14 protein-coding genes are annotated in these 12,158 nt (G+C 75.4%); 6 read left to right on the top strand and 8 right to left on the bottom strand.

Annotation, left to right across the window (positions count from 1 at the left end):
- Both JZ5iCDA_RS11545 and JZ5iCDA_RS11540 read right to left on the bottom strand, forming a co-directional pair.
- Positions 1-828: sigma-70 family RNA polymerase sigma factor (locus JZ5iCDA_RS11545; protein WP_139123077.1), on the bottom strand; the 828-nt coding region annotated here is incomplete at its 3' end.
- A gap of 217 nt (positions 829-1,045) precedes the next feature.
- Positions 1,046-1,894, bottom strand: a complete 849-nt coding sequence (locus JZ5iCDA_RS11540; protein WP_083259934.1) for a DNA/RNA non-specific endonuclease — start codon at positions 1,892-1,894, stop codon at positions 1,046-1,048.
- Between the two features lie 174 nt (positions 1,895-2,068).
- Here JZ5iCDA_RS11540 and JZ5iCDA_RS11535 point away from each other — a divergent pair, with 174 nt between their 5' ends.
- Positions 2,069-2,314, top strand: a complete 246-nt coding sequence (locus tag JZ5iCDA_RS11535; RefSeq protein ID WP_069387310.1) for an acyl carrier protein — start codon at positions 2,069-2,071, stop codon at positions 2,312-2,314.
- 51 nt (positions 2,315-2,365) lie between these two features.
- On the opposite strand, the gene JZ5iCDA_RS11530 is transcribed toward JZ5iCDA_RS11535, so the two are convergent.
- The gene (locus JZ5iCDA_RS11530; RefSeq protein ID WP_069387309.1) at positions 2,366-3,337 is read right to left on the bottom strand and encodes a LacI family DNA-binding transcriptional regulator; all 972 of its coding nucleotides are present in this window, start codon (positions 3,335-3,337) and stop codon (positions 2,366-2,368) included.
- 140 nt (positions 3,338-3,477) lie between these two features.
- Positions 3,478-4,425 (bottom strand): choloylglycine hydrolase, encoded by a 948-nt coding sequence (gene bsh, locus JZ5iCDA_RS11525; RefSeq protein WP_069387308.1) that lies wholly within the window; start codon positions 4,423-4,425, stop codon positions 3,478-3,480.
- A 170-nt stretch (positions 4,426-4,595) separates the two neighbouring features.
- Between bsh and JZ5iCDA_RS11520 the strand changes: the two genes are divergently transcribed.
- The 3 genes from JZ5iCDA_RS11520 to JZ5iCDA_RS11510 are packed head-to-tail and all read left to right on the top strand — an operon-like array spanning position 4,596 to position 6,583.
- Positions 4,596-5,447 carry a hydrolase gene (locus tag JZ5iCDA_RS11520; protein ID WP_069387307.1) on the top strand — a complete coding sequence of 284 codons (852 nt, stop codon included), beginning with the start codon at positions 4,596-4,598 and terminating at the stop codon, positions 5,445-5,447.
- A gap of 34 nt (positions 5,448-5,481) precedes the next feature.
- Positions 5,482-6,153: a helix-turn-helix transcriptional regulator gene (locus tag JZ5iCDA_RS11515; protein ID WP_069387306.1), complete on the top strand. Its 672-nt coding sequence runs from the start codon at positions 5,482-5,484 to the stop codon at positions 6,151-6,153.
- 40 nt (positions 6,154-6,193) lie between these two features.
- On the top strand, positions 6,194-6,583 hold the full coding sequence (locus JZ5iCDA_RS11510; protein WP_069387305.1) for a VOC family protein: 390 nt from the start codon (positions 6,194-6,196) through the stop codon (positions 6,581-6,583).
- 17 nt (positions 6,584-6,600) lie between these two features.
- On the opposite strand, the gene JZ5iCDA_RS11505 is transcribed toward JZ5iCDA_RS11510, so the two are convergent.
- Positions 6,601-7,257, bottom strand: a complete 657-nt coding sequence (locus JZ5iCDA_RS11505) for a LysE/ArgO family amino acid transporter (RefSeq protein ID WP_069387304.1) — start codon at positions 7,255-7,257, stop codon at positions 6,601-6,603.
- Between the two features lie 69 nt (positions 7,258-7,326).
- Here JZ5iCDA_RS11505 and JZ5iCDA_RS11500 point away from each other — a divergent pair, with 69 nt between their 5' ends.
- Entirely contained in the window at positions 7,327-8,250 is a 924-nt protein-coding gene (locus JZ5iCDA_RS11500) for a LysR family transcriptional regulator ArgP (protein WP_069387303.1), read from the top strand.
- 64 nt (positions 8,251-8,314) lie between these two features.
- On the top strand, positions 8,315-8,950 hold the full coding sequence (locus tag JZ5iCDA_RS11495; RefSeq protein ID WP_069387302.1) for a putative glycolipid-binding domain-containing protein: 636 nt from the start codon (positions 8,315-8,317) through the stop codon (positions 8,948-8,950).
- A gap of 31 nt (positions 8,951-8,981) precedes the next feature.
- Here JZ5iCDA_RS11495 and JZ5iCDA_RS11490 read toward each other — a convergent pair whose 3' ends face one another.
- The 3 genes from JZ5iCDA_RS11490 to JZ5iCDA_RS11480 all read right to left on the bottom strand — a co-directional run bounded on the left by JZ5iCDA_RS11490 (position 8,982) and on the right by JZ5iCDA_RS11480 (position 11,817).
- Positions 8,982-9,482 carry an ATP-binding cassette domain-containing protein gene (locus JZ5iCDA_RS11490; protein WP_083259933.1) on the bottom strand — a complete coding sequence of 167 codons (501 nt, stop codon included), beginning with the start codon at positions 9,480-9,482 and terminating at the stop codon, positions 8,982-8,984.
- A 128-nt stretch (positions 9,483-9,610) separates the two neighbouring features.
- Positions 9,611-10,213: a helix-turn-helix domain-containing protein gene (locus JZ5iCDA_RS11485; protein ID WP_069387301.1), complete on the bottom strand. Its 603-nt coding sequence runs from the start codon at positions 10,211-10,213 to the stop codon at positions 9,611-9,613.
- A gap of 23 nt (positions 10,214-10,236) precedes the next feature.
- Positions 10,237-11,817: an MFS transporter gene (locus JZ5iCDA_RS11480; RefSeq protein WP_069387300.1), complete on the bottom strand. Its 1,581-nt coding sequence runs from the start codon at positions 11,815-11,817 to the stop codon at positions 10,237-10,239.
- Positions 11,818-12,158: the final 341 nt, after the last annotated feature.

Genomic DNA, 12,158 nt, shown 5'->3' with positions numbered 1-12,158 from the left:
CGACGCCGACGCCGACGCCGACGCCGACGCCGACGCCGACGCCGACGCCGACGCCGACGGTGCCACGACCGCGCCCACCGTGGCCGGCACGCCGAGGGCGAGCGGCAGGAGGACGCCGCGCAGCCGGGACGCGACGTCGTCGACCTCCTCCGCGGCGACGGAGCACGACAGGCAGCCCGCCAGGTGCGCCTCGACCCGCTCGCGCGCGGCGCGCGACAGCGTGCCGCGGGCGTGGTCACCGAGGTGCTGGACCGTCCAGCGGCACTCGGGCTCGAGACCGTCGGCGGACACGTGCGCCTGGAGCCATGCGCGCCGCAGGCCCTCGCGCGCGCGGTAGGCGAGCGTGGCCGTGGCGACCGCCGACAGGCCGAGCAGCTCACCGGCCTCGCGGGTGCCCATGTCCTCGACCTCGGTGTACCAGAGCACCGAGCGCCACCGCTCCGGCAGCTCCCGGAACGCCCTGGCCGTCATCGACCGGTCGAGCACGGTGGCGGGCACGTCGGTCCCGTCGGCGCCGTCGGGCACCTCGTCGACGGGGACGGGCGCGGGCGTGCGGGACCACGTCGCGACGACGGCGCGCAGCGTCGTGTACAGGTAGGCCCGGAACGGGCCGGTCGGGCCGGAGCCCAGCTGCAGCGACCGCAGGATCCGCAGGTAGGCCTCCTGGACGACGTCGTCCGGGTCGTACGACGACGTCAGCCGCCGCGCCGCGGCGCGACCCGCCGCGACGTGCCGATCCCACAGCACCGCGTACGCCTCGACGTGCCCCGCACGGACCGCGTCCGCGAGCTCGGCGTCGCCGAGGCCCGCCAGCTCCTCCGTGCGCATGCTTCCTCCGACCGGGCCGCGCGACCATCGCGCCGACCCTCGAGGAAGGGACGGGCCTGGGCGCACGTCATGACGCAAAAATCACCCCCGATCTCCCGTTATGACGCACGTCACTGCGGCGTCGTGCCGGCCACGCCCTGGATGTACGCGTCGGCGTCCCTACGCGCGCGCTGCGCGTGGCGCTCGGCCCGGCAGCGGCGGGGCGCTGCGGCCGGGCTCAGCGCAGCCGCACGTCGCCGGGTGCGCTGAGCTCGCTCCAGGCGCCCCGGTCCCGCACGCCCGACGGCGCGACGCCGGCGGGAGCGAGCACGTCGGCCGCGGGGAGCGGGCCGAGGTCGAGGCCCGTGAGCGCGGCGACGTCGGCCACGCGCACCTGGAACGTCCGGTACGGGCCGAGCGGCGGTGCCGCGTCCGCCGCGAGCGCCTCCGCGGTCGCGGCCCGGAGCCCGACCTCGTCGAGCTGGGGCGACTGGTCGAGCACGAACGCGGTGGCGGCGAGCGCGGGGGCGCCCGTCGCTCTTCCGTCCGCAGCCCACGCCACGACCTTCCAGTACAGGCGCGGGATGCCCACGCCGCGGTAGACCGGGTCGTCCGGCGCCAGGACAGGACCGGTGAGCACGACGATCCGCAGCCGCCAGGCCTCCGCGTGCTCGAGCACGTGGTCCTCCAGCCCGACCCACAGCGCGCGGGACTGGTTGAACGACGCGGCCTGCGGTGCGGCGTTCGGGTAGGCGAAGGTCTCGGCGTCCGCGCGGCGCGCCTCCTCGGCGCTCCCCCACCCCGGGTCGCGCCGGCGCACGAGGTGGCCGCGGTCGAGGTCGTTGCGCGCGTAGAGCTCGGGCCCGGACTGCTCGGACGCGGGGACGCGCGGGTCGAGGTACCAGTCGTCGTCGCGCGGGACGTCCCGCAGGCGGGCGCCGTCGACGTCGACCGCCGTGGCCGCGGCGAGGCGCCGGGCGGGGTCGAGCAGGACGGTGAAGTGCGTGGACGGGAGCTCGCGCAACGGGCGGTCTGCGCAGGGCAGCGGGACGGGGACGCCGAGGAAGCCGGGGTCGTGGCCGGTCACGGGCAGAGCCAACCACGTCGGCCGCGACCTCGCCGGGCGAGGCGCGGCCCCGTGGCCGGTCGTCGTGCACCGCTTGCGAGCGACCGCACCGGCTCCGAGTGTGGACAGCGTCAAGGCAGCGGTCCCGTCGCCCGCGACGGGACCGTCGGCACCGATCGCACCAGGAGGTTCACCATGGCCACAGGAGAGACCGGGTTCGACGACGTCACGTTCGACCTCATCTCGGTGCAGTACCACTCGCTCAAGGCCGGCCACGACTACGGCCAGTACGTGCGCGACGCCCGCAACGCGGGCAAGGAGGACATCGCCGCCTTCTTCGAGAAGATCATGGCGGAGGACTCGGAGCGCGCGCAGCAGTGCCACCAGTTCCTCGCGGAGCTCACGAAGCACGGGACCGACGCGACGTCGCCCCAGGGCTGAGCCCGACCAGCACCTCGACGGCTGCCGTCCCCGCGGGGGCGGCAGCCGTCGTCATGCCGTCGCGCGCGCCACGACGTGCGACGGGAACGTCCGGCTCCCCGCGCGCCGGCGCCCGAACAGCTCGGCGGTCGCCGCGGCGGCGATCTGCTCGACGGGGTGCGTCGCCGTCGTGAGGCCGAGGCCCGCCTCGCGCACGAGCGGCTGGTCGTCGAACCCGGTGACCGCGACGTCGTCGGGCACGGCGACGCCGTCCTCGGCGAGGGCCCGCAGCGCCCCGAGCGCGAGGGCGTCGCTCATGGCGACGACGGCGTCGGCGTCCGGCCAGCGCCGCCGCGCGTCGCGGACGGCGGCCGCGCCCGCGCCGGCCGTGAGACCCGTCGTGACGACCCGCGGCTCGACGCCCGCAGCGGTGACCACCGCGGCGTAGGCGTCGACGGCGCGGCGCGTCCCCGGGAGCCAGCGCGGGCCGGCGAGCATGACGACGACGCGCCGCCCGCGGTCCAGCACGTGCCGCACGAGGCCGGCGATCCCCGCCGAGGCGTCGACGTCGAAGGACCGCACGCTCCCGTCCGTCGGGCCGATCGCGGCCACGCGCGGCGCGAGCGTCCGTGGGACGAGCGGGAGCACGTCCACCGCGTAGTCGACGAGGAGCACGCCGCCGACGCCCGGGTCGCGCGCCAGGTGGTCGAGCTCGGCGCCCGGCGCACTTCCGAGCCAGCGCAGCGCCACGCCCGCCCCCTCGACGTCGGCGACGCCGCCGGCCGACGCGACGACGCGCGCGACGTAGGGGTCGGCCAGGAGGTCCGACGAGGGCGACCCCACCGCGACGACGACGCGCTCGCCCCGCCCGCTCGCGAGCGAGCGCGCGCCCGGGTGCGGGACGTACCCGAGGCGGTCGGCGGCGTCGAGCACCGCCCGGCGCGCCGTCTCGGACACCGGCCCGGCCCCGCGCAGCACGCGCGACGCGGTCGACCGGGACACGCGCGCGGCCGCGGCGACGTCGTTGAGCGTCGTCGCGGACATCGGGCCTCCTCGGTGGTCGGGGCGGGTACGGCCCAGGGCCACGGTACGACGCTCCAGCTCGGCGTGGAAGCGTTCCCACGCCCCGGTGTGGGAGGTGACGGTCCGATGCCGCGGCGGGCTCGGCCGGGGGGCCAGGGCCGTCAGATGACGACGAGGCCCGTCCCGCCGGACGCGTGGTCGGCCATCGCGACGCTGCGGACCGTCAGGTCGTCGTCGGTGTTCCAGTAGTAGGTGGACGTTCTCGAGGAGAAGAGCCCGGTGTAGATCGTCTTCTCGAACTCACCCGAGCCCATGGCCGCGCTGCCCTCGACCATCGCGACCTGCTGCAGGGTGTGGAACGCCCGCAGGACGTTCTCCTCCTCGCTCGCCTTCTCCGGGTAGTGGGCGTTGACGTAGGCCGCCCGCACGAACCGCGACGGCGAGTAGTAGTCGCCAGGGACCCCGCGCATGTGCGAGCCCGAGCCGAACGGCGCCAGGTGCGCCCGCCCGAGCACGGTGCTCTCGGGGAAGTCCGGCGACGTGTTGAGGTAGTTGCGCAGGTTCTCGTGGTGCCAGCCGAAGCCGGGCTGGTTCGTCAGGACGTCGACGTCGTCGTCGAAGACGTGCATCCCGTCACCGGTGTGCTCCACGACGATCGAGCGGGTCGAGTCGCCGATGAACCAGTGCAGCATCGAGCTCGGGTACCTGTCGTCGATGGGCCTGTCGACGATGGCGACGGTCTCGAGCGCGGCCGCGACCTCGTCCACGTCGGCGAACTGGGACGCCACCCACAGCGGGAACTCGAACGCCGCCACGTTCGTCGCGCCGTCGACCGGTTCGGACGCGTAGTGGGCGTACCCGGGGAAGTTGAGGCCAGCGACGGCAAGGCCCGCGTCGTTGCCGCAGTCGAAGTAGAGCGGCGTGTCGTCCTCCACGATGCCCATGCCGATGACGGCGTGGCGCGTGGCCGGTACCGCGCCGAACGGGGACGTCGGCGCGTACCCGGCGGGTGTCACCACCACCCGTTCCCCGTAACCCTCCGTCCAGTCGAGGTTCCGCGCGAGATACAGGTGGTCGTCGCCGTCGGTGAACCTGATGCCAGTGCACATGTCGATACCCCCTCGTGTGGACGAGGCCGTGATCACGCGACTCGCGACCGCCGCCGACCTCGCACGACACGCTGCCCGCGTGCTCGCCGCGGGTGCGCTCTTCGATGATCACCTGCGCCACCGTCGTCGGCACCTGGCGCGTCGCCGGTCGTCCGCGGTAGAACGAGCCCATGCCGACGCCACCGAGCACCGCCCCTGCCCGTGAGGACGCCTGGTGGATCTGCGCGACGTGCGCCGTCGAGCACGCCGACCGGCCGGACGTCTGCGCGATCTGCGCCGACGAGCGGCAGTGGGTCCCCGCGACCGGGCAGCGTTGGACGACGCTCGAGGAGCTGGCAGCGGCCGGTGAGCACGTCGTGGTCACCGAGCTCGAGCCCGGCCTGCACGGCCTGACGAGCGAGCCGAGCGTCGGCATCGGGCAGCAGTCGAAGCTCGTCCGGACCGCGGAGGGGAACCTCCTGTGGGACCCGCTCGGCTACGTCGACGACGCTGCCGTCGCCGCCGTCCTCGCGCTCGGGCCGGTCGTCGCGATCGTCGCGAGCCACCCGCACATGTTCGGCGTGCAGGTCGCCTGGAGCCGCGCGCTCGGCGGCGTGCCGGTGCTCGTGGCCGAGGCCGACGCCGGCTGGGTCGCCCGGCCGGACCCGGTGATCGAGACGTGGTCGGGCGAGCGCGAGCTCCTGCCCGGGGTGACGGTCTCGCAGCCCGGCGGCCACTTCCCCGGGAGCGCGGTGCTGCACTGGGCGGACGGCGCGGACGGGCGCGGCGTGCTGCTCAGCGGTGACACGATCATGGCGAACCCGGACCGCACGTCGGTGAGCTTCATGCGGTCGTACCCGAACCGCATCCCGCTGTCCGGGGCGGTCGCGCTCCGCCTCGCCGAGCACGTCGCCCGGCGGCCGTTCGAGCGCCTCTACAACAACTTCGACGGCGTCGTCCCGGCCGACGCGCGGGACGTCGTGCTGCGCTCCGCGGAGCGCCACGCGGCGTGGGTGCGCGGCGACTTCGACCACCTCACCTGACCGGCGCGTCGGGGGTCGCCGCTAGCGTCGGGCCATGGCCGCGCCACCGCTCGTCCTGCCGGGGCTCTACCTCCCGGACGCCGGGCACGTCGACGAGCACGTGCACGGCAGCGCCCGGCTCTGGGCGGACGTCGTGCGCCCCGGCGCCGTCACGGTGCTCGTCCCCGACCTCTCGCGGGACGTCGTCCTCGGGCCCGACGGCCCGCTGCTCACCGCCCGGACCACCGCGCTCACCCGCGTCCGGCACGACGCGCGCACCGCGACCGCGGGCGTCCGGCTGCCGATCACCGCGACGGACGTCCGCGTCGACACGGCGTGGGAGGGATGGCGCGCGCGACGCGCGCCCGAGGACCGGCTCGACGACGCGCTGGCCCACGGGGCGATCACCTGGACGGAGGACCCGCTGCTGGCCGCCTGCCTGCACGGCCTCGGGTCCCGCTCGGCAGGCGTCGCCGAGGTCGCCGGCGCCGTGTTCCTGTCCGAGCGCACGCTCCGTCGACGCACGCACCGCGCGCTCGGCGTGGGCCCGGTCCACGTCCGTCGCGTCCTGCGTCTGCACCGGCTCGTGGACGAGCTCCGGCGACACCCGGTCGCGACGGCCGTCCAGGAGGCCGGGTACGCCGACCAGTCGCACGCGGCGCGCGACGTCCGGTCGCTCGCCGGCATGACCCTCCGGCAGCTCGCGCTGCTGAGGATGGCCGAATAGTCCAAGAACCACCGGGCAAGGGGGCGCCACGATGGCCGGTATGGACCTCGGATACGTCATCGTCTACGTCCCGGACGTCGCGGCCGCGCTGGAGTTCTACGAGCGCGGCTTCGGCATGGCCCGGCGCTTCCTCCACGAGTCCGGCGACTTCGGGGAGGTCGCCACCGACGGCGCCCGGCTCGCCTTCACCAGCCACCGGCTCGGCGCGTCGGCCGTGCCGGTCCCCTACACGCCGCTCGACCCGACGGCACCGCCCGCGGGGTTCGAGCTCACGCTCGTGACGGACGACGTCGACACGGCGTACAAGACCGCCGTCGAGGCCGGCGCGGCCCCGCTCGCCGAGCCGCACGACGAGCCGTGGGGCCAGCGCGTCTCGTACGTCCGCGACCCGTTCGGCGTGCTCGTCGGGATCGCCTCGCCCATGGGGTGACCTCGAGCGCCCTGGTCTCAGGCGCCGACCAGCAAGGACACGGCGATCGCCGCCATGACGACGGCGATCGCACCGTCGAGCACGCGCCACGCCGTGGGTTTGGCGAAGACCGGCGCGAGGAGCCGTGCGCCGTAGCCGAGCGCCGTGAACCAGACGACGCTCGCGAGGCACGCACCGGCACCGAAGAGCCAGCGGACCGTGTCGGCACCCAGAGCCGCGGCCTCCCCTGCGTGAGCGGCGGCGTAGCCGGCCGCGAGCGTGCCGAGCAGGAGCACGGTGTCGAGGTAGACGTGGGGGTTGAGCCACGTCAGCGCGAGCGAGGTCCCGACGGCCGCGCGCGCCGACGTCGTGCCGCCGTCCCGGGCCTCCAGGGCACCGGGCCGCACCGCGCGCCGGGCCGCGAGCGCCGCGAGCACGAGCAGGAACGCCGCGCCGACCCACCGGACGGCGGTCAGCAGCGCGGGCGCCTCGGTGACGAGCGCCCCGAGCCCGGCGGTGCCGGCCGCGATGAGGACGAGGTCCGACGCCGCGCACACCACCACGACGGGCAGGACGTGCTCCCGTCGCAGGCCCTGGCGCAGGACGAAGGCGTTCTGGGCGCCGATGGCGACGATGAGCGACAGCCCGGCGCCGAGTCCGGCGGCGAGCGGGTGGGCGACGGCGAGGAGGGGCACGCCGTCGACCGTAGGCGGCGCCCGGTCTTCAGTACAGCGAACGTTTCTGCGGCTCCGTAAGATCCGCTCATGGTCGATCTCCAGCCGGACCAGCTGCGCGCGCTCGAGGCGATCGCCGCGACGGGCACGTTCGACGCGGCCGCGCGGCGCCTGGGCGTCACGCCGTCCGCGGTGAGCCAGCGCATGCGCGCGCTCGAGGCCGCCGTCGGGCAGGTGCTCGTGCGCCGCGGCCGGCCCGCGGAGCTCACGCCGTCGGGCCAGGTGCTCGTCCGGCACGCGCGGCACCTCGCGCTCCAGCAGGCGGACGTCCTCGCGGAGCTCGGCATCGGCGGCGCGCCGGGCGGCACGGGGGCCGACGCCCGGCCGGCCGCTCCCCTGCTGCCGGAGATCACGCTCGTCGTGTCGGGCGACGCGCTCACCACGTGGGCCCTCCCGGCGCTCGCGGAGGCGTCGTCGTGGGCGCGGCTCGAGGTGCTGCGCGAGGACGAGGACCACTCGATCGGCCTGCTGCGCGACGGCACGGCCGTCGCCGCGGTGACGTCCGTCGCCGAGGCCGTCCCCGGGTGCCGCTCGACCCTGCTCGGGACCATGCGGTACCGGCCGGTGGCAAGCCCGGCGTTCGTGGAGCGCTGGTTCCCGGACGGCCCGACGCGCGAGGCGCTCGCCGTCGCGCCCGTCCTCGCGTTCGACCGCAAGGACGACCTCCAGGACCGCTACCTGCGCGCCCGCGCCGGCGGGGCACCGCTCGACCCGCCGCGCCACCACGTCCCCGCGTCGAACGAGTTCCGCCGCGCGATCGAGCTCGGCATGGGCTGGGGCATGCTGCCGGACCTCCAGGGGGCGGCGTCCGAGCGGGCAGGCCGGCTCGTCGGGTTCGACGACGCGCACGCCGTCGACGTCGCGCAGCACTGGCAGCAGTGGCGGCTGCACTCGTCGTCGCTCGACCGCGTCGCCGCCGCCGTCGCGGCGGCGGCCCGCGCGGCCCTCTCCTGACAGCCGCGTGCTCGGCGGGTCACACTGGGGGCGTTCCGATCCACCGACGACGGCGGGAGACCTCGTGGCGACCGTTCCGACCACCCGGCACGTCTCCTGGCGGGGGTGGGACGACGACCCCGACCGGCTCGAGGCCGCGACCGTCGTCCTCCACGACGACCGCCTCGACGCGCTGGGGACGTCCCGGGCGTCGGACTACGTCACGGCGTGGTCGCTGACGACGGGGCCCGGCTGGGTGACGCGCCGCCTGGAGGTCACGGCTCGCGGCGTCGGCTGGGCGCGGCACCTTGAGCTCGTCCGCGGGCCCGACGGCGCGTGGCAGGCCCGCACGGACGAGACCGGGACGCCGCCCGACGACCTCGCCCCGCCGGGCGTCGACGCCCCCGACGCGCTCGACGGCGCCCTCGACTGCGACATCGCGCTGTGCCCGGTGACGAACACGATGCCGATCCGGCGCCTCCGCCTCCTCGGCGACGACGCCCCCGCCGGCGAGACGTCGCTCGTCATGGCGTGGGTCGACGTGCCGTCGCTGCGCGTCCTGCGCAGCGAGCAGGTCTACGCGGCCCGGTCTTTGCTCGACCGCGACGCCGGGCGCGCGGTCGTCACGTACACGAGTGCGACGCGCGACTTCACCGCTGACCTCACCGTGGACGCCGACGGGATCGTCGTCGACTACCCGCAGCTCGCGCGGCGGGTGTGAGGCACCGCGCAGACCGCGCCGCCGCAGCGGGTCAGCGCTGCCCGGTCGACCCCGTCGGGCCCAGGATCCCCGCGTCGTACGCGACGGCGACCGCCGCGGCCCGGTCCCGGACGTCGAGCTTCTGCCCGCCGCTGAGCCGCGCGAAGCGGGTCTCGAGCCTGTCGGTCAGCCGCAGCCGCTCGGCGAGCTGCCGCCAGTCGGCGGGGTCCGGGTAGAACGCCGAGTACAGCTCGAGCGCCTCCCGCACGGTGAGCTTCGGCTGCAGCTCGCTCTCCTGGAGCTGCGCGCCGAGGATCCTCGTGAGCCCGGCGTGGTCGCGGACCGGGCCGAGACCCGCGACCCGGATGCGGCCGCCGTCCGGCGCCCGCAGGCCCTCGACGCACTCGACGGTCGTCGTCTTGCCGGCGCCGTTCGGGCCGAGGATCCCGAAGATCTCGCCCTCCTCGACGGCGAACGACACCCCGTCGACGACGGCCCGCCCGGCGTACTCCTTGCGCAGGCCCTCGATCTGGATGAGCGGTGCAGTGGTCATGCATGGAGCCTGTCGCGAGCGCGGGCCCGCCCACATCGCCCGACCCGCTCGACCGCTCATCGACCGATCGGTTGATCCCCGTCGTGCCGCGTTCCCCTCGTGCGAGGACTCGCCCCGTCCGACGACGCTCAGGGGTGGTCGCGGCCGCGAGGTTCGGGCGCCGCGCGCACGTGGGCGCGCTGGCCCTGCCGCCCGACCAGGCTCAGGAACTCGACGGGACCCGCGCTCGTCGCGCCGAACCAGTGGGGCGTGCGCGTGTCGAACTCGGCGGCCTCTCCGGGCTCGAGGACGAGGTCGTGCTCGCCGAGCACCAGTCGGAGCCTCCCGTTGAGGACGTAGACCCAGTCGTAGCCCTCGTGCGTGCGCAGGTCCGGCGGCCGGTCGTCGTCCCCGGTGGGGAGGACGAACTTGTACGCCTGGATGCCGCCGGGGCGGCGAGTCAGCGGCAGGACGACCGACCCGTCGGCACACGGGATGGGGCGGAGGTTGACCCGCGGGTTGCCGGTCGCCGGGGCGTCGACGAGCTCGTCCAGCGTGGCACCGTAGGTACGCGCGAGGGGCAGGAGCTGCTCGAGGGTGGGACGCCGCAGCCCCGCCTCGAGGCGCGACAGCGTGCTGATCGAGATGCCCGTCTCCTCGGCGAGCTCGGCCAGGGTGAGCCCGCGCCGCTGCCGGAGCAGCTTCAGCCGTGGCCCGACGGCGTCGAGGGTGCGGTCGGTGTCGGCAGGCATGCTGCCAGCATGCCCCAGGTGCGTCACGCCACGTCTCGACAAGGGTCGGCGGCCGGCGTCGCGACCACCGGCTCGCGCCGCGGACCGCGGAGGAGGACGAGAAGGACCATGACCGCCATGACGGCGGCACCGATCCACATCGACTGCTGCCAGCCGGTGACGAAGGACTCCTGCGCCGCGCGGACGAGCTCGGCGCTCGCGGGCCCCGCGTCGGCGCTCGCCGCGACGGCGTGAGCCACGCCCTCGCGGGCGGTCTCGGCGATCGCGTCGGGCACGCCGTCCAGCCGGGGCTCGATCGCGGCGCGGTAGCCGGCGGTCAGCAGCCCGCCGAGCAGCGCGATGCCGAGTGCCGCGCCGAGCTCTCGCGTGAGGTCGTTGAGCGCGGACGCGACGCCCTGCTGGTCGCGCGGCAGCGAGGAGGTGATCGCCTCGGTGGACGGCGTCATGGCCAGGCCCGTCCCGACGCCCATGGCCACGAGCCCGGGCAGGACGGTGAGGTAGCCGCCGTCGGCGGAGACGAGCGAGGCCATCGTCGCGAGCCCCGCGGCGGCGACCAGGACGCCGGTCGCCATCGTGGCCCGCGCACCGACGCGCGCGGCGACCCGCGGTGCCGCCCCGGACATCAGCATCATGAGCAGCGCCATCGGCATGAGGGCCAGGGTCGACAGCAAACCGCTCCACCCGAGCACCACCTGGAAGAAGGGGTAGAGCACGAGCGAGACGCCGGCCTGGACGCCGAACATCACCAGGAGCAGCGTCGACCCGGTCGAGAGCCCTCGGGTGCGGAAGCCTCGGACGTCCAGCAGCGGCGCGGGGGTGCGCAGCTCCCACAGCACGAAGCCGACCGTGGCGAGCAACGCGAGCACGAGGCTGACGACGACGGCGGGGGCGGACCACCCCTGCTCGGGGCCCTCGTGGAGCGCGACGGTGAACCCGACGGCGGCGGCGGCCGAGGTGAGCCCGCCGACGACGTCGTACCGGTGCGTGCTGTGCTCGCGCGAGTCGGGCACCGAGCGCAGCGCGACCACGGCGGCCACGACGACGAGGAGGACCGGCAGGACGAACAGGAGACGCCAGTCGGCGACGTCCACCAGCAGCGCCGAGAGGTACATGCCGAGGATCCCGCCACCACCGGCCACCGCGGTCCACACGCCGATGGCCTTCGACCGCTCCTCGTCGGGGAAGGTGGAGGTGATGACCGACAGCGTGACCGGCATGACGAGCGCCGCACCCACGCCGCTGGCCACGCGGGCGGCGAGCATGACCTCGACGGTCGGCGCGACACCCGCCGCGAGGTTCGCGACACCGAAGACCAGGAGACCGACGAGGAGGACCGGTCGACGCCCCCACCGGTCGCCGACGGCGCCGAGCGGCAGCAGCAGCGCGGCCAGGGTGACGGTGTAGGTGTTGATCATCCACAGCACCTCGCCCTGCGAGGCCGAGAGCTCCAGCGCGAGGTGCGGCTGGGCGACGTTCAGCCCGGACACCGAGGCGACCACGGCCATCAGCGCGAGGCTGACGGCGAGCAGGATCGACCGGCGCCGTCGTGGGTCGTCGATCGTGGACGGGTTCTCCGTCGTGGTGGGGACAGGAATCGAGCTCATGGGGATCCTTCCGGCTGGACGTACGCACGTCGCCCGGCGCGAGCAGCAACGAGGGCGTCGTGGCTGCTCCGCTCTCCGCGCGACGTGATCGAGCCTGGAGGGACGCCATGCCGCACGGCAAGGCACGTTGCCGTACGGCAAAGCCGGCCGTGGGCTCGCTCCCGTGCGTTCGCAGCGCCGGCGCGCGGGCAGGCCGGACGGGCGGGCTCAGTCCTGCGGCGGACGGCGCAGGCGCTTGGTCCCGGAGCGCTGCTTCTTCGCGTCGAGGCGCCGCTGCACCGAGCCGCGGGTCGGTCGCGTCGCCCGACGGCGCGGCCCGGGCGGGGCGAGCGCGTCCGCCA

Origin of the sequence: Cellulosimicrobium cellulans (assembly GCF_001722485.1) — a bacterium.
Taxonomy (GTDB): Bacteria; Actinomycetota; Actinomycetes; order Actinomycetales; family Cellulomonadaceae; genus Cellulosimicrobium; species Cellulosimicrobium cellulans_A.
The sequence above is the reverse complement of the archived record's forward strand: the minus strand, read 5'-3'. Positions and strand labels throughout refer to the sequence as shown.